This is a genomic window from Ruegeria sp. B32, from assembly GCF_025141855.1.
In the GTDB taxonomy this organism is placed as follows: Bacteria; Pseudomonadota; Alphaproteobacteria; order Rhodobacterales; family Rhodobacteraceae; genus Ruegeria; species Ruegeria arenilitoris.
Genome location: NZ_CP081106.1, coordinates 3,383,170 through 3,400,114, shown reverse-complemented (window position 1 = coordinate 3,400,114; position 16,945 = coordinate 3,383,170). Strand labels below are relative to the sequence as shown.

At 62.2% G+C, this 16,945-nt stretch carries 17 protein-coding genes; 10 read left to right on the top strand and 7 right to left on the bottom strand.

Annotated features, from left to right (window positions below; translation table 11 throughout):
* Positions 1-23: 23 nt before the first annotated feature.
* Positions 24-1,385, bottom strand: a complete 1,362-nt coding sequence (locus K3752_RS17170) for a mechanosensitive ion channel family protein (protein WP_170343174.1) — start codon at positions 1,383-1,385, stop codon at positions 24-26.
* 116 nt (positions 1,386-1,501) lie between these two features.
* On the opposite strand from K3752_RS17170, the gene K3752_RS17165 reads away from it, so the two are divergent.
* From K3752_RS17165 to K3752_RS17140, 6 genes are all read left to right on the top strand, one after another.
* Positions 1,502-1,600: an isopropylmalate isomerase gene (locus K3752_RS17165; protein ID WP_141138497.1), complete on the top strand. Its 99-nt coding sequence runs from the start codon at positions 1,502-1,504 to the stop codon at positions 1,598-1,600.
* Positions 1,601-1,651: 51 nt separating this feature from the next.
* Positions 1,652-3,055: a 3-isopropylmalate dehydratase large subunit gene (gene leuC / locus K3752_RS17160; RefSeq protein ID WP_170343175.1), complete on the top strand. Its 1,404-nt coding sequence runs from the start codon at positions 1,652-1,654 to the stop codon at positions 3,053-3,055.
* 38 nt (positions 3,056-3,093) lie between these two features.
* On the top strand, positions 3,094-3,648 hold the full coding sequence (locus tag K3752_RS17155; protein WP_170343176.1) for an HdeD family acid-resistance protein: 555 nt from the start codon (positions 3,094-3,096) through the stop codon (positions 3,646-3,648).
* Between the two features lie 43 nt (positions 3,649-3,691).
* Entirely contained in the window at positions 3,692-4,297 is a 606-nt protein-coding gene (gene leuD / locus K3752_RS17150; RefSeq protein ID WP_170343177.1) for a 3-isopropylmalate dehydratase small subunit, read from the top strand.
* 332 nt (positions 4,298-4,629) lie between these two features.
* Positions 4,630-5,460, top strand: coding sequence for a hypothetical protein (locus tag K3752_RS17145; protein ID WP_260063903.1), 831 nt, complete (start codon positions 4,630-4,632; stop codon positions 5,458-5,460).
* Positions 5,457-6,503 (top strand): endonuclease/exonuclease/phosphatase family protein, encoded by a 1,047-nt coding sequence (locus K3752_RS17140; RefSeq protein ID WP_260063902.1) that lies wholly within the window; start codon positions 5,457-5,459, stop codon positions 6,501-6,503. Before K3752_RS17145 ends, K3752_RS17140 begins: the two co-directional genes overlap by 4 nt.
* Here K3752_RS17140 and K3752_RS17135 read toward each other — a convergent pair.
* On the bottom strand, positions 6,498-7,409 hold the full coding sequence (locus K3752_RS17135) for a sugar nucleotide-binding protein (RefSeq protein WP_260063901.1): 912 nt from the start codon (positions 7,407-7,409) through the stop codon (positions 6,498-6,500). The two genes, K3752_RS17140 and K3752_RS17135, sit on opposite strands and share 6 nt — an antisense overlap.
* A 95-nt stretch (positions 7,410-7,504) precedes the next feature.
* On the opposite strand from K3752_RS17135, the gene K3752_RS17130 reads away from it, so the two are divergent.
* Both K3752_RS17130 and leuB read left to right on the top strand, forming a co-directional pair.
* The gene (locus tag K3752_RS17130) at positions 7,505-8,398 is read left to right on the top strand and encodes a LysR family transcriptional regulator (RefSeq protein ID WP_260063900.1); all 894 of its coding nucleotides are present in this window, start codon (positions 7,505-7,507) and stop codon (positions 8,396-8,398) included.
* A gap of 143 nt (positions 8,399-8,541) precedes the next feature.
* A complete protein-coding gene (gene leuB, locus K3752_RS17125) occupies positions 8,542-9,645 on the top strand; it encodes a 3-isopropylmalate dehydrogenase (RefSeq protein WP_260063899.1) in 1,104 nt (367 codons plus the stop codon).
* Between the two features lie 48 nt (positions 9,646-9,693).
* Here leuB and K3752_RS17120 read toward each other — a convergent pair whose 3' ends face one another.
* A complete protein-coding gene (locus tag K3752_RS17120) occupies positions 9,694-11,880 on the bottom strand; it encodes a transglycosylase domain-containing protein (RefSeq protein ID WP_260063898.1) in 2,187 nt (728 codons plus the stop codon).
* A 255-nt stretch (positions 11,881-12,135) separates the two neighbouring features.
* On the opposite strand from K3752_RS17120, the gene K3752_RS17115 reads away from it, so the two are divergent.
* Together K3752_RS17115 and K3752_RS17110 are read left to right on the top strand one after the other, a co-directional pair.
* Positions 12,136-12,474, top strand: coding sequence for a P-II family nitrogen regulator (locus tag K3752_RS17115; RefSeq protein ID WP_093963790.1), 339 nt, complete (start codon positions 12,136-12,138; stop codon positions 12,472-12,474).
* A 34-nt stretch (positions 12,475-12,508) separates the two neighbouring features.
* Positions 12,509-13,837 (top strand): ammonium transporter, encoded by a 1,329-nt coding sequence (locus K3752_RS17110; RefSeq protein ID WP_170359834.1) that lies wholly within the window; start codon positions 12,509-12,511, stop codon positions 13,835-13,837.
* Between the two features lie 68 nt (positions 13,838-13,905).
* Here the strand turns inward: K3752_RS17110 and K3752_RS17105 are convergent, their stop codons facing one another.
* The 4 genes from K3752_RS17105 to K3752_RS17090 all read right to left on the bottom strand — a co-directional run bounded on the left by K3752_RS17105 (position 13,906) and on the right by K3752_RS17090 (position 16,880).
* Positions 13,906-15,090, bottom strand: coding sequence for an amino acid aminotransferase (locus K3752_RS17105; protein ID WP_260063896.1), 1,185 nt, complete (start codon positions 15,088-15,090; stop codon positions 13,906-13,908).
* Entirely contained in the window at positions 15,090-15,944 is an 855-nt protein-coding gene (sseA, locus tag K3752_RS17100) for a 3-mercaptopyruvate sulfurtransferase (protein ID WP_170365657.1), read from the bottom strand. The genes K3752_RS17105 and sseA overlap by 1 nt, the downstream gene beginning before the upstream one ends.
* Positions 15,945-16,024: 80 nt before the next feature.
* A complete protein-coding gene (locus K3752_RS17095) occupies positions 16,025-16,294 on the bottom strand; it encodes a CBU_0592 family membrane protein (protein ID WP_005979445.1) in 270 nt (89 codons plus the stop codon).
* Positions 16,295-16,316: 22 nt separating this feature from the next.
* Entirely contained in the window at positions 16,317-16,880 is a 564-nt protein-coding gene (locus K3752_RS17090; protein WP_222458078.1) for a helix-turn-helix domain-containing protein, read from the bottom strand.
* Positions 16,881-16,945 lie beyond the last annotated feature (65 nt).

Sequence of the window (16,945 nt, the reverse complement as noted above, 5' to 3'; positions counted from 1 at the left end):
AACCGCTGATGGCACGGGGTTGATCAATCCGTGTCCAGATGTGGCACAGCGGTGTCGGTGGCACCCTGCCCCAGCAGGCGCACTTCGCGCTGCGGGAAGGGGATCGAGATGCCCTCGGCCTGGAATGCATCCCACAGCGCCAGATAGACATTGCCGCGGATGTTGGTCAGGCCGGCCGTCGGGTCCCGGATCCAGAACCGCAGCACGTAATCGACGCTGCTGTCTCCGAACCCGGTGATATGGCAGACCGGTTCGTGCTTGCCGCCGCTCAGAACGCGTTTGACTGATTTCACCGTTCGCACGGCGGTCTCGCGCACCTTGTGCGGGTCGTCGCCGTAGCTGGTGCCGAAGGTCAGATCTAGGCGGACGAACTCGTCGGAATGGGACCAGTTCACCACCTGCCCGGTAATCAGATCCTCGTTCGGGATCAGGTATTCGCGCCCGTCGCGGGTGACGACCGAGACGTAGCGGGCGCCCAGCGCGTTGATCCAACCGAACGTGTCGCCCAGCGAGATCACGTCGCCCGGCTTGATCGACCGGTCCATCAGGATGATGATCCCCGAGATCAGGTTCGACACGACCTTCTGCAGGCCGAAGCCGATACCGACGCCAACCGCACCGGACAACAGCGCGATCCCGGTCAGGTCGAATCCCAGCGTCCGGATCCCGACCAGAAAGACCAGCCCGTAAAACGCGACCTGGATCCCCTTGGCCAGCAGCACCTGCATCGAGGGCGAGATGTCGTCATTGCTTTTCAGCCCGCGTTCAGCCGCCCGGGTACCAAGCCGCGCCAGCACCAACAACGTGCCGATCAGCAGAATGGCCTTGAGAATCCCCAATGCCGAGATGTGAAGGCTGCCGATCGAAATCGCCACGCCGTCCAGAAACTCGGCGACGTCATCGGTCAGACTCAGCGCGACCAGCGTGGCGTAGATCCACATCGACCAGCGGAAGATGCGCCGAATCGTCCGGTTGCGGACCAGTCGCGAAATCAGCGCGATCGCCAGCCACGCGGTTGCCAGCGTTGCCAGAACACCGATGATGTAACTGCGCGATGGCCAGGTGACCTGCTGCATCACCAGATAAACGCCCCAAGCCAGCACGACGAAGTAGACCAGCGTCATCCGCTGCATCAGCTGAACCAGAACCCGCAACCGCCATTTGGGCCATCCGCTGCGCGCCCGCGCCCAGGCTTCCCACCGGCCTTTTGTCAGCAGAGTCAAAAGGAAGGACAGCGCCACCAGCCCCAGGATGATGGCGATCTGATACTGCCGCCACCCCGGAGTCACGATCAGCTCGACCAGGTTCCCAAGCTGCAACAGAAAGGCCTCGGCCATGTTGTCGAACAGCTCTGAAATCGAACTTGGTATCAAATCATTGTCCATGCGCGTCTCCTGCCGCCAGATTGAACAGCAATGTGGCGGCTTGCAAGGCCCACCGACCTGTCGCGGGACGCGGATTGAGCCTTGATTGACGAGGGGGCGCGATATATCTGGATCGCATGAGATTCCATCAGGCCCCTGCTCCCAACCTGCAAGACCGCGCGCGCCTGCGTGAACGGTTCTTCGGGGCCGCCCGCACGGTTCTGGCCCGCCTATAATCGGCGCCCAGCCACTCGCCAGCATTTCTCAATACAGACGGGAGAGGACCGATGTCCCCCAAAACACTCTATGACAAGATCTGGGATGCCCATGTCGTGCACGAAGCCGACGATGGCACCTGCCTGCTTTATATCGACCGCCACCTGGTGCACGAAGTCACCAGCCCGCAGGCGTTCGAAGGCCTGCGCATGGCAGGCCGCAAGGTGCGCGCGCCGGAAAAGACCATCGCCGTGCCGGACCACAACGTACCCACCACGCCCGACCGCGTGAACGGGATCGAAAACCCCGAGTCGCGCATTCAGGTCGAAGCGCTGGACAAAAACGCCCGCGAATTCGGCATTCACTACTACCCGGTGAATGATATCCGTCAGGGCATCGTCCACATCGTCGGCCCCGAACAGGGCTGGACCCTGCCGGGCATGACCGTGGTCTGCGGCGACAGCCACACCGCCACCCACGGCGCGTTCGGCGCGCTGGCCCACGGCATCGGCACCTCCGAGGTCGAGCATGTTCTGGCCACCCAGACGCTGATCCAGAAGAAGTCCAAGAACATGAAGGTCGAGATCACCGGCAAACTGCAGCCGGGCGTGACCGCCAAGGACATCACTCTGGCCGTAATCGGCGAAACCGGCACCGCCGGCGGCACCGGCTATGTGATCGAATATTGCGGCGAAGCGATCCGCGACCTGTCGATGGAAGGCCGCATGACCGTCTGCAACATGGCCATCGAGGGCGGCGCCCGCGCCGGCCTGATCGCGCCAGACGAAAAGACGTTCGAATACGTCAAGGGCCGCCCGCATGCCCCCAAGGGCGCGCAGTGGGAGGCCGCCCTGGCCTGGTGGAAGACGCTCTATTCCGATGACGACGCCCATTGGGACAAGGTCGTCACCATCCGCGGCGAAGAAATCGCCCCCGTGGTTACCTGGGGCACCAGCCCCGAAGACGTTCTGCCGATCACCGCGACCGTGCCCAACCCCGAGGATTTCGAGGGCGGCAAGGTCGAGGCCGCGCGCCGCTCGATCGAATACATGGGGCTCAAGCCGGGCCAGAAACTGAGCGACATCGAGATCGACACGGTCTTCATCGGCTCCTGCACCAACGGCCGGATCGAGGACCTGCGCGCCGCTGCCGAGATACTGAAGGGCAAAAAGATCAAGGACGGCATCCGCGCCATGGTCGTGCCCGGCTCGGGCCTTGTCCGCGCGCAGGCCGAAGAGGAAGGCATCGCCGACATCTTCAAGCAGGCCGGCTTCGAATGGCGCCTTGCGGGCTGTTCGATGTGCCTGGCCATGAACCCCGACCAGCTGACCCCGGGCGAGCGTTGCGCCGCCACCTCGAACCGCAATTTCGAGGGTCGTCAGGGCCGCGGCGGACGCACCCATCTGCTGAGCCCTGCGATGGCTGCCGCTGCGGCAATCACGGGAAAGCTGACAGATGTGCGCGAATTGATGTAAGGTCCCCTCATATCTAGATATTTGAGGGAGAGACTGAAATGAGTGAATGGGTCAAATGGCTCCTGATGGGGCTTCTATCGATAGTGTTCGGCATCTTCGTGCTGGGCGCACCAGTCGTGGCATCCGTGGCAGTGACCGTGGTCACCGGCGTCCTTTTGCTGGTATCCGGCGTTCTGCAGGTTGTCGGCGGTTTCACCGTCGAAGGAACCGGCAACAAGATCCTGGCCTTCATCATGGGTGCGGTCATGCTGTTCCTGGGCTGGTCGTTTCTGGACCATCCGCTGGCAGGCACTCTGACGCTGGCAACAGTGGTGCTTATCCTGTTCATGGCAGGCGGGATCGCACGGATCATTCTCTCGTTTCAGATGCGAGGCACGTCATTTTTCTGGCCAACCCTGATCTCGGGCATCTTGTCGATCATCCTGGCAGGCATCATCTGGTCTTATGCAAGCTCGGAACCGGCGGTGCTGTTCCAGTTGCTGGGCATCCTGCTGGGCATCGAGATGCTGTTCAACGGGTTCGGGTTGGTCTTCATGGCGTTCTTCGTCAAGAACGCGCCCAAAGACGAAACTACAGAAGCTCAACAAGCTTGAAACGCGGGGCATGGGGCCTGACCTCTCCCGCAGGAGTGTGAACATGGAAAAGTTTGAAAAAGTCCACGGTGTGGCAGCCCCCATGCCCCTGATCAATATCGACACCGATATGATCATTCCCAAGGTGCATCTGAAAACGATCAAACGGTCCGGCCTCGGCGTCGTCCTGTTCGACGAGATGCGATATCACGATGACGGGCGCGAGAACGAAGAGTTCGTCCTGAACAAACCCGCTTATCGCAACGCCGAGATTTTGGTGGCTGGCGACAACTTCGGGTGCGGCTCATCTCGGGAACACGCGCCCTGGGCGATCAAGGATTTTGGTATCAAGGTGGTCATCTCGACCAGCTTCGCCGACATCTTCTTCAACAACTGCTTCAAGAACGGCATCCTGCCCATCGTCGTCGAAGAACACCACCACGTCATTCTGATGGAGGATGCCCACAAGGGCGAGAACGCGCGCATGACCGTTCACCTGGAAGATCAGCAGATCGTCACCTCTGACGGAGTCGTGATCGAGTTTGATATCGACCCCCACCGCAAGCATTGCCTGCTGAACGGTCTGGACGATATCGGCCTGACGATGGAAAAAGATCACCACATCGACACGTTCGAATCCCATGCCGGACAGGCGCGCCCTTGGGTGTGATTCTGGGGATGAACCTGTGGACACTCAACCTGACGGGGTCGCCGAGGCGGCCCCGCTCGCATTCTTGGGGTTAAAGTCAAAGCAACCACAACATGTAGAGAACCATTTCCATTACACGTCGAATTTGCGACGTGAATGATGCAAAGCCGCACCAGTTTCGCCATCTTTTTGCCCGAAATCACGTGTTTTCTGCACCTCGGCTTGAGCGAAATGCCGCTTATCGCCAATGATGGCGCTAAAGGGGCATCCGCCAAATATCGAGATTGGCGGGCATCAAGTTGGAACCAAGTCGGCAAAGAATCGACTGGTCCGGTTTGGAAAGGGTTCGGATAGTGATTGCTCGCACAACAGGGGCTGCGATACGGGGATTGTTGGTGGCACTTCTGGTGCTGACACCCGCATTGTATCTGCCCGCATCAACGTCCAACGGGACCGAGATCGTTGTCTTTCTGGCAATCCTCGCATTCATCCTGACCTTCGCCGAATACAACTCGGCCTTTCCCAGCTTTATCGAATTCCGCGATGCGCCGCCCGTGAACAGACTGCGCTTTGTCGGCCTGATGTCGATGATCTCGTTCCTGACCTTGATCTGCAAGAACGCCTATGCGCCGACGGAACTGACCAGCACCGTGTATTCGGTCGGTTGGGTTGTTTCCGACGTTCTAGACTTTCCCTACTCGCCTGTCCGCCTGGTGGTATTGATGCTGCCCGCCGACGCGAGCCAGAACCTTGTTGAGTTGGTCCGAGTGTCCGCAAGCATCGCTTATGTCGCCGCGTTGGTAACTGTTGCCAGCTTTGCGTATGCGGTCAAACTGCGCAAATGGCCGACTGGCAACGGGGCGTTCAATGTCTGGACAAACCTGCCCCTGTTCGACCCCACCAAGGGCGGAGACGTGGTGACTCGCCTGCAGCGCGACGGTCGGTTGAACATCTCGGTCGGCGTTCTGCTGCCGTTCCTGATTCCGGCCCTGATCAAGCTGCTCACGGATTTCATTGATCCGCTGTCGTTGTCCAATCCGCAGACGTTGATCTGGACCATGAGCGCGTGGGCCTTCCTGCCGGCCAGCATGATCATGCGCGGGATGGCAACCCTGCGCATTGCCGGGCTGATCGTGGAAAAACGCCGCGCCTACTCGACCACCGAGACGACCCAAACCGCATGATCCGTATTCTTGTTCTGCTGTTGCTGCCGTTTGTGGCGCAGGCAGAGCCAGTGCGCGTTGCCAGCTTCAATGCTGAGCTGGGCCGGAAAGGTCCGGGCCTGCTGCTGCGGGATATTCGGCATGATGATCCCCAGGTGCAGGCCGTGATTGACGTTCTGACCGCCACTGCCCCCGATGTTCTGGCCCTGCAAGGCATCGACTGGGACCATGACAACCTGGCCCTGTCCGCTCTGGCTGATCGGTTGCGCGCGGCAGGGCTGGATTACCCGCATCTCTTCGCTGGTCAGCCCAACTCGGGGCTGATGACGTCGCTTGATCTGGACGGAGACGGAGAACGGGGCGGACCCGGAGATGCCCAGGGATGGGGCCGTTTCACCGGAAATGGCGGGCTGGCCGTGCTGTCCCGTTATCCGATCGCAAAGGATGAGGTTCGTGACCTCTCGGCGCTGCTGTGGAAGGATCTGCCCGGCGCGACGCTACCCACCCGTGGCGGGTTGCCTTTCCCGTCCGAACAGGCCCACGCTGTTCAGCGCCTGTCGTCGACCGCCCATTGGATCGTGCCGGTGGAGACACCTCAAGGCCGCCTGAACCTGATGACCTTTCACGCCACCCCTCCTGTCTTCGACGGGCCTGAGGATCGCAACGGATTGCGCAATCGCGATGAGATCCGGCTGTGGTCGGTGTTGCTTGACGGCGGGCTGGGTCCAGCCCCGAAAAGTCGTTTCATCATTGCCGGTGACGCCAATCTTGACCCGAGCCTGGGCGAGGGGCGCAATGAAGCCATCCGCGATCTGTTACAGCACCCCAGCCTGCAGGATCCGCGACCCGTGGATGGCGCAGGCTCGGCTGTAACGGTGGTCTGGAAGGCGGTGGGTGAACGGCGTGTTGACTATCTGCTGCCATCGGTCGACTGGGTGGTTGAAAACGCCGGCATCCGCTGGACTGACGCCAAAGGCGCGCCCCTTGCCGCGGCCCGCAAGGCCAGCCGACATCGCCTGATTTGGGTTGACTTGTCACACCCTGACATGCCGCCGGGCCTATGACAGGCCCTGAACTCGATCCACGTCTGTGGTTCGCGGGCTATCATGCGACAGGTCAGACACAGCGGTTTTCAATGCCTCGTGCAGCGGCGTGGATGCGAAATCGCTGATCAACGAGTCGAAGAACGAGCCATCCAAGCGGTGCGGCGTGTCCCACAGATAGCGCATCTCAAGCAGATGCGGGGCCAGTTTCCAGAACGGCTGGGCCAGAACAATTGGCCACCAGTTCATCTGCTTCAGGCGCACCGGAGCCCCGGTCACTTCCGACAAGGCCTGTGCCAATTGGCGGCCGGTCAACGTGTATCCGGCAAAAGGAATGTCGCAATAGCGCGGCAAGTCATGCCGCATCCCGGCCAACTGAACCGCAGCGCGGGCCAGATCCGGCAGGTAGGCCCAGGCATGGGCAATGTCAGGGTCACCGGGATAGACGAAACGCCCTTTGGCCAGGGGCTTGATCATGATCTGGTCGAACCAATTGCCGGAGGCTTGCGTGTCAAGGAAATCCCCGGCGCGCAGGATCACGGTGCGCACGCCCGACGACCGATAGGCCTCCTCCATACGGATCCGAATCTGGCCCAGAGGGTTGGTTGCAAGATGCGGCGTATCTGCCGCCCACGGCCCGGGCGTGTCGGCCCCAAAAACATAAACGTTACCGGGCACGATCACGGTCGCGCCGGTTGCCTTCGCCGCACCGATGACCTGAGCGTGCAAATCCGGCACCTGCCGCGCCCACTCTGTATATGGCGGGTTCCAGCCATTCACGATGGCATCCGCACCCCGGGCTGCGGTGGACAGATCATCCCTCGCGCGGTCAAATCCCCGCACCGTCCATCCGGCCGTTTGAAACGCGTCTGCGGCATTGCGGCCAAAACGCCCCGAAGATCCCAGGATCAGCACCTTTCCCGTCATCACAACTCCTGTCAGCCCTGGCGGTTGAACAAAAGATATCCATTCACTCACCTTTGGGAATTGCCGAAAAACGCAGAGCATGTATTCATCTGCGAATGGATAAAACCTTGGCACTTTCTGATTGGTCTTTGGTGCAGAGCTTTCTGGCAGTTGCGGAAACGGGATCGTTGTCGGCGGCTGCGCGGGAACTGGGGCGCAGTCAGCCGACGCTTGGTCGCCAGGTGCAGGCGCTCGAGACGGATTTGGGCGTGTCGCTGTTCGATCGCCATGCGCGAGGCCTCAAGCTCAGCGCAGCCGGCCAGCAATTGCTGCCGATGGCGCAACAGATGCACGCGGCCATGCGTCAGCTGAGCCTGGCCGCCGCCGGGCAGTCGCAACAGCTGAGCGGTACGGTCCGCATCACCGCGTCGGTCTTCGCATCGCACCATATCCTGCCGTCCATTCTGGCGGACATCCGCAGGCAAGAACCTTCAATCCAGCTAGAACTGGTCGCCACCGACACCAGCGAAAACCTGCTGTTCCGCGAAGCTGATATCGCAGTTCGCATGTATCGCCCCGAGCAGGTCGATATCGTGACCCGGCATCTGGGCGACGTACCGTTGTGTTTCTGCGCAGCCCGGTCATATCTGGACCGCGCCGGTCGGCCCACCACCCCCGAAGAGTTGTTTCGGCATGACTTGGTGGGTTTCGACTCCAACGACCTGATCATCTCTAAAATGCAGGCCAAGGGTTGGCCTGCCAGCAAGGAAAACTTTGCCACCCGTTGCGATCTTCAAAGCGCCTATTGGGAGTTGATCCGTGCGGGTTGCGGCATCGGTTTTAGCCAGGTTCAAGTGGCCGAGGCTGATCCTGCGGTCGAAATTCTGCCGTTGGATGTGGACATCCCGGTCCTGCCGGTCTGGCTGGCTGCGCCGCAGGCCATGCGGCAGACACCGCGCATTCGCCGGGTCTGGGACCTTCTGGCAGAAGGGCTGAAAGCCAGCCTGTGACCCAGATCGGGTGCCCGGCGCATGTTCAGCGGCGTTTTTCGCGCTGTACGGCCCTGATTCCGCGCATTTTGACCAGAACGCCTCATTGACCAGATGCACCGCAAACGCTAGGCCCGATGCTGAAAAACGCAAGGAGACCGTTCATGTCCAACCCCTCGCTCCTCATCCTGCCCGGAGACGGAATTGGCCCCGAAGTTATGGCCGAAGTGCGCAAGATCATCGGCTGGTTCGGCGCCAAGCGCGGCCTTGAATTCGACGTGAGCGAGGATCTGGTCGGCGGTGCCGCCTATGACGTGCACGGCAAGCCCCTGTCGGACGAGACGATGGCCAAGGCGCAAGAGGTCGACGCTGTTCTGCTGGGCGCGGTGGGCGGCCCGAAATACGACGATCTGGATTTCAGCGTGAAGCCCGAGCGCGGCCTGCTGCGCCTGCGCAAGGAGATGGACCTGTACTCGAACCTGCGCCCGGCCCAGTGCTTTGACGCGCTGGCCGATTTCTCGTCGCTGAAAAAGGACGTGGTTGCCGGCCTCGACATAATGATCGTGCGCGAACTGACCTCGGGCGTCTATTTCGGCGAGCCGCGCGGCATTTTCGAGGAAGGCAACGAGCGCGTGGGCATCAACACCCAGCGCTACACCGAATCCGAGATCGAACGCGCCGCGCGCTCGGCCTTCGAGCTGGCGATGCGCCGCAACAAGAAGCTGTGCTCGATGGAAAAGGCCAACGTGATGGAATCGGGCATCCTGTGGCGCGAAGTCGTGACCCGCGTGGGCAAGGACTATCCCGAGGTCGACCTGAGCCACATGTATGCCGACAACGGCGCCATGCAGCTGGTGCGCGCGCCCAAGCAGTTCGACGTGATCCTGACCGACAACCTGTTCGGCGATATCCTGTCGGACTGCGCGGCGATGCTGACCGGCTCGCTGGGCATGCTGCCCTCGGCCTCGCTGGGCGCGCCGATGGCCAATGGCCGACCCAAGGCGCTGTATGAACCCGTCCACGGCTCGGCCCCCGACATCGCCGGTCAGGGCAAGGCCAACCCGATCGCCTGTATCCTCAGCTTTGCGATGGCGCTGCGCTACAGCTTTGACCAAGGCGCCGAGGCCGATCGTCTGGAAGCCGCGGTCGAAAAGGTTCTGGCCGATGGTGTCCGCACGGCTGATCTGCTGGCCGAAGAAGGCGTTCAGCCGGTTTCGACCAGCGAAATGGGCGATGCGATCGTCGCCGCGCTGGACGAAAGCCTGTAACGACCGATCCGGGCGGCGCCCAGCGCCGCCCGCCCGATCATCTGCGGTCTAATTGCCGCCAAAAAGATCCTTCAACAGACTGTCGACGGCCTTGGCAAAGCCACCCTGCTGCCTGCGGCGTGGCTGGGATTGCTGAGTCGTCTGGACCGGAGCGGCCGGAGCCAGCATCGGCAGCGGTGTCGGAGTCATACCTTCGGTGACCCGCACCATGGTTTCCTTCCAAATCTCGGCTGGCAGCCCACCACCGGTCACGCCCGACAACGGCGTGTTGTCGTCATAGCCCATCCAGACACCGGCCACATAATCCGCGGTAAAGCCGATGAACCAAGCATCCCGGGCGGCCTGGGTCGTGCCTGTTTTGCCTGCAACCTGCCATCCCGGCAACTTGGCGCGTTGTCCGGTTCCCTCGGATACCACGCGCTCCATCATCCAGGTCAGTTGCTTGGCAGCTTCGTCTCGGATTACTCGCTCGCCGATTCCGGTTGTCGTCACCATCATCGGGGCATCATCGCCCAGCAGTTTCAACTCGGTCAGGCCGTAAGGTTCCACGGACGAGCCACCATTCAGGATACCGGCATAGGCGCCGGTCATTTCGATCAGTGTGCTTTCCGAGGCGCCCAGCGCCAGGGCTGGGCCCGCCGCCAGATCGCTTTCGATGCCAAACCCGCTGGCAACGGTGCGCACATTGTCCAGCCCAGCAACCTCGGCCACCTTGACGGCCGGGATGTTCAACGAGTTCTTCAGCGCATCCGCGAGGGTCACGCGACCGTAGAACTTGTTGGTGTAATTCTTTGGGCACCACTGGCCGGACCCCGGGATGTCGATGCAATATGGCTCGTCCACTACCGTGGCCAGCGGCGAATAGCCCAGTTCCAGCGCGGTGGCATAAACAAAGGGTTTGAACGAGGACCCGGTCTGGCGCAGCGCCTGCGTCGCGCGGTTGAACGCACCCGACACCTTGGTCTTGCGCCCACCCACCATGGCCCGGACCGCACCATCGGCCGACATCACCACGATCGCGGCCTGCGCTTTTGAGCCTTCACTGACCTTTTCGTCGAACACCTGTTTCAGCGCCGCCTCGGCCGCCTGCTGGATCCGCTGGTCCAGCGTGGTCTTGATCACCACGTCCTCGGTGGTGTTGCGGGTAAAGAACTCGGGGCCGCTGGCCATGACCCAGTCGGCAAAATAGCCTCCGGCGCGGGCGGCGGCGGCCTCGGACAACTCGGCCGGGTTGTTGCGCGCCGCGGTTGCCTGTGCCGTGGTCAGGTAACCCTGATCCTCCATCAGGCTGATGACCACCTTGGCCCGGTCCTGCGAGCGTTGCAGGTTGTTGGTGGGTGCATAGCGCGTGGGCGCAACCAGCAGCCCCGCCAGCATCGCCGCCTCGGCCGGGTCCACCTCGGCTGCGGATTTGCCGAAATAGCGCTGGCTGGCCGCTTCGAACCCGCGGGCCCCGGCCCCCAGAAACGCCCGGTTCAGATAGATGGTCAGGATCTCGTCCTTGGAGTATTTGGCCTCCATCGCCATCGCGTAGATCGCTTCCTTGGCCTTGCGCCACAGCGAGCCCTGACGACAGTCAGCCTCGTACGCCGCTTCCGATTCCCACTCGGTCGGATCGTACGGCACGCCCAGACACAGCAGCTTGGCCGTTTGCTGGGTGATGGTCGAACCGCCATGCCCCGACAGTGGGCCACGCCCCTCGGACAGGTTGATCTTCACCGCACTGGCAATGCCGCGCGGGCTTACGCCGAAGTGACGGTAAAACCGCTTGTCCTCGGTCGCGACAACCGCATTCTTCAGATGCGGCGACACGGTGTCGGTGGTGATAACGCCGCCGAACTGATCACCCCGCCATGCAAAGACCTTGCCGTCCCGATCCAGCAGGGTGACCGACCCGCGCGCGCGCCCGTCCAGCAGCGCATCGACCTCGGGCAGGGTCGAGTACACAACCCCAACGGCAAGCGCCAGCAGCAGAGCGGCTATCGCACCCACCCGCCAGGTCAGCCCCCAGATCAGGCGCCCTATCCAGCGAAACAGCCTGCGAAAGAAGCCGCCCTGCCCGCCTCCCGAACGTTTGCGCCGGGCCTTGCGGCTGGTCTTTCGGGTCGTGGTCTTGCGCGCCGTCGCCTTCTTGCCCGCCGGTTTCGCCGACCGCTTGGCGGACGAGGTCTTGCGGCCTCCGGACGGATACCGTTTGTCCGCCACCAGCGGTTTTCGACGCTTGGACTCAGTCATGCTCAAACTCTGCCCGTTTTTACTTTTGTGGCACCATACCGCGCTGTCGCGCCCATGTAGAGGTGTGAAATAGCGCGAATTCCCCTCTCACACTTGCGCATTTTTTAATCACTTTGCCGTTTTTGTGCAAAAAATGTGCAACATTGCCCCTCTTCCCCAGCGTCTTTTTGCCGAAATCGTTCCTTGCGCGGCCATGTCGGGCTCTTTTTCTGCAGGTGCAAAGCCGGACCCACCGGAACAGAAGAGGGGAAAGACGTGAAACTGATCATTGCGACAATCAAGCCGTTCAAGCTCGAGGAGGTGCGCGAGGCACTGACCGAGGCGGGCGTGCGCGGCATGATGGTGACCGAGATCAAGGGCTTCGGCTCGCAATCCGGTCACACCGAAATCTATCGGGGCGCCGAATACGCGGTGAACTTCGTGCCCAAGATCAAGCTGGAAATCGTGGTGCCCGCCGCGATGACCGACCAGATCGTCGAGACCATCACCAAAACCGCCAAGACCGGCAAGATCGGCGACGGCAAGATTTTTGTCCTCGATGTCGAGCAGGCCCTGCGCGTGCGGACCGGGGAACTCAACGAGGAGGCGCTGTAAGGCGCCGCGACCGACAATCATTCGAGGACTGAACATGAACCTGATGAAATCACTCATCCCTGCCGCCGCGATCGTCGCGCTGCCGCAGATGGGCCTGGCGCAGGAGGCCGCCGCATCCGGCGAAACCGCGCAGCATACGCAATACATCCTGACTTCGCTGCTGTTCCTGATGGGCGGCTTCCTGGTGTTCTGGATGGCCGCGGGTTTTGCAATGCTCGAGGCCGGTCTGGTGCGTTCCAAGAACGTGGCCATGCAGTTGGTCAAGAACATCGGCCTGTTTTCCTTTGCCGCCATCATGTACTGGCTGGTCGGCTTCAACCTGATGTATCCGGGCGACGGCTGGACCATAACCGGCATTCTGGGCGCCTTCTCGCCCACCTCGCTGGAACCGGTCGGCCTTGATGGTGTCGAAACCGATCTTTCCTATGCGTCGGTCGGTTCGGACTTCTTCTTCCAGTTGATGTTCTGCGCCACCACGGCCTCGATCGTGTCGGGCACCATGGCCGAGCGGGTCAAGCTGTGGCCCTTCTTCATCTTCGTGATCGTCCTGACCGGTGTCATCTACCCGATCGAAGCCTCGTGGCAGTGGGGCGGCGGCTGGCTGTCCGAAATGGGCTTCAGCGATTTCGCGGGCTCGACCCTGGTGCATGCCGCAGGTGGCTTTGCCGCACTGGCCGGTGCCATCGTGCTGGGCCCCCGGATCGGCAAATACAGCAAGGACGGCAAGGTCGTTCCGATCCCCGGCTCGAACCTGGCGCTTGCCACCCTGGGTACGTTCATCCTGTGGCTGGGCTGGTTCGGCTTCAATGGCGGCTCGCAGCTGGCCATGGGCACGATCGGCGACATGGCTGACATCAGCCGCATCTTCGCCAACACCAACATGGCCGCAGCCGCCGGCGCTGTCGCTGCCCTGATCCTCACCCAGGTGATGTACGGCAAGGTCGACCTGACCATGGTACTGAACGGTGCACTGGCCGGACTGGTCTCGATCACCGCCGAACCGCTGGCACCGTCGCTGTTCCAGGCGCTGATCATCGGCGGCATCGGTGGCGTGATCGTGGTCTACACCGTGCCGCTGCTGGACAAGATGAAGATCGACGACGTGGTCGGCGCCATCCCGGTTCACCTGATCGCGGGCTTCTGGGGCACCTTCATCGTGGCCTGGACCAACGGCGACGCGTCCTTCGTGACCCAGATCATCGGCTTCGCGGCCATCGGGATCTTCGTCTTCGTGGTCAGCTACATCCTGTTCTCAATCCTCAAAGCCACCGTCGGCCTGCGGGTGGGCGAGGAAGAAGAGATCAACGGCCTCGACATGGGCGAGCTGGGCATGGAAGCCTATCCCGAGTTCTCGAAGGGCTAAGCGCCCTTCAATCCAAACAAAAAACCCGGGCATTCGTGCCCGGGTTTCTTTTTTTGAAATGCCCGATCTCAGACGCCAACGTCGATGATGGCCTTGGCGAGGATCGGCACGGTGGCCTCGTTCAACCCGGCGATGTTCATGCGGCTGTCGCCGACCATGTAGATGCCGTGCTCGACCCGCAGCTTCTCGACCAGCTCGGGCGCGGCGCCAAGGCGCGAGAACATGCCGCGATGCTGGGCCAGGAAGCCGAACCGGTCCGATCCGCTCAGCCGCTGCAGTTCGTCCGCCAACTGGCGGCGCAGGCCGAGCATCGACAGGCGCACCTCCTCCAGTTCGGCCATCCAATCGGCGCGCAGGCCCTCATCCATCAGGATCGTGGTCACCACGCGCGCGCCGTGATCCGGCGGGAACGAGTAGTTCTGGCGGTTCAGAAAGGCCAGCGTGCCTTGGTTCAGTGCGGTCTGGCCCGCATCGGCGCTGACGGCCATCAGCAGGCCGGTCCGCTCGCGATAGACACCGAAATTCTTCGAACAGGACGCCGCGATCAGGCATTCCTTGACCGACGAAGCGACAAGCCGGGTCGCCTGCGCATCCTCATTCAGACCGTCACCAAAGCCCTGATAGGCGATGTCGATCATCGCCACCATGCCGCGATCATTGATCAGGTTCACCACTTCTTGCCACTGGACCATGTTCAGGTTGGCGCCGGTCGGGTTGTGGCAGCAGCCATGCAGCAGCACCACGTCGCCGGCCTTGGCGGTCTTGAGGTCCTCGATCATGCCATCGAAATCGACGCCACGGGTTTCCTCGTCGAAATAGCGGTAGGCGACGGTTTCGATGCCCAGGTAGTTCAAGATCGAGATGTGGTTCGGCCAGGTCGGGTTCGACACGAACACCCGGGCCGAGGGGTTGGCCATACGGATCAGCTCGAATGCCTGACGGCAGGCACCGGTGCCGCCCGGGGTAGCCACGGCGGCGATGCTGGCGCGCGGCACGCTGGTGCCGAGGATAAGGCTGATCATCGCATCGGCATAGACCGGATCACCGGCCAGCCCAGTATAGGCCTTTGAGTCCTGCTCTTCCCAGATCCTATGCTCGGCGGCCTTGACCGCCCGCATCACCGGGGTCACCCCATTGGCGTCTTTGTAGACGCCGACACCCAGATCAATCTTCTGTTCGCGGGGGTCCTCGCGATACATCTGCATCAGGGCCAGAATCTTGTCGGCGGGCTGCGGCTTGAGGTTTTCAAACATCAGGAGTCTCCGGTTGCGACGGGCAGGGTCGGGAAGGCGCCCCATTCGGCCCAGCTGCCGTCATAAAGCGAATGGTCTTTCTTGCCCATGCGCTCGAGCGCAAGGCTGAGGATCGCGGCGGTCACGCCCGACCCGCAGGTGGTGATGGCAGGCTTCGACAGATCGACGCCTGCGGCTTCGAACACCGCGCGGCAGTCCTCGGGCGATTTCATGGTGCCATCGGCATTTAGCAATTGTCCGAATGGCACGTTGCGCGAACCGGGGATGTGCCCCGCCCGCAAACCCTCGCGCGGTTCAGGCTGGGATCCGGCAAAACGGTCGGCGGCGCGGGCATCGATGATTTCGTGATCGGCCAGCTTGGCGGCGGCTGAGACCTGGGTCACGTCGCGGACCAGGTGGTTCTGCACGCGCACGGTCATGTGGCGATCGCGGATGACGGGGGGCAGATCCTCGATCTCGCGCCCTTCGGCGACCCATTTGGGCAGGCCGCCGTCCAGAACGGCGATGTTCTCTTGCCCCATCAGGCGGAACAGCCACCAGACCCGCGCCGCCGAAAACAGGCCCGCGCCGTCATAGACCACGACCTGGTGGCCGTCGCCCACGCCCATGGCCCGCAGGCGCGACATGAATTTCTCGACCGGAGGCGCCATGTGCGGCAGGTCCGAACGGTGGTCCGAGATCTCGTCGATATCGAAGAACCGTGCGCCGGGAATGTGGCCAGCCTCGTATTCGGCGCGGGCGTCGCGCCCCTGCTGCGGCAGGTACCACGAGGCGTCGAGGATCCGCAGATCCGGGTCCTTGAGGTGGGCGGCAAGCCACTCGGTGGAAACCAGGGTTTTTGGATCGTCCAGCATCAAAGCCTCCCCTTTACGCGCAGGGATTTCCCTATACGCGCAAGGGTGCGGGTTCAAGGCTGGATCGGGTCCCTGCGGCCCTATCGCGCCCGTCGCAGTCGGAAATGCTGGATGATGCCGATCACGCTGATGGCGATCCAGAAACTTTCGATCAGCATCGATGCAAGGTTGAAGTTCTGCAGCAGCGAATAGACGATCAGAACCGACCCCACCAGGTTCACGACCGGAAAGGCCAGATCGTCGGAATTCATCATCCGCATCTGGGTGGCGAAATAAGCCGCGACCACGATCAGCGCCCCGAAGGACCCGATGCCATCGGCCAGCGTCAGGCCGTTCAGGAATTCCGTCATCGGGTTGCCTCCTTCTGCCGTATCAACCGGCCGCGGCGGTCGCGGGCCGGTGCCCGTAGTGATGCATGTTCAAGAATGCCGCGCCCTCGGGACCGGCGCGATAGCCATGCGGCAGGTCGGCCGGAAAGCGCAAACCCTGGCCCGCGCTCAACGGCACCCATTCGCCGTTCCGCAGCACCTCGAGCGCGCCGCTCAGCACAAAAACTTCCTCGGTCACGCCGGCGGCATGGGCGGGGGATTCGTGGCATTGGTTGCGGTCCAGTTCGACGTGAAAGGTCTCGGCCCCCAGAACCGGGTCGAAGGGAAAGACGATCTTGACCTTCAGACTGCCCGGAAAGGTCACGGTGCGGAACCGGGCCGCATCCGCCGGATCGCGCAGGGCGCTGGTTCCGATCAGCGCGCTCAGCGGCATCTGGAACCCCTTGGCGATCTTCCACAGCGTCGCGATGGTGGGGCTTGATTCGCCGCGCTCGATCTGGCCCAGCATGGCCTTGCTGACTCCGGTCAACTTGGCCGCTTTGGCCAGGCTCAGCCCCGATGCCGCCCGGACGTCTCTGAGTTTCAGGGTGATGTCGTCCGAGTCCATGGCCACGTCCCGCGATTTACCTTGTGCGTTATAACGCACATGTGCTACGTGCGCTATAACGCACG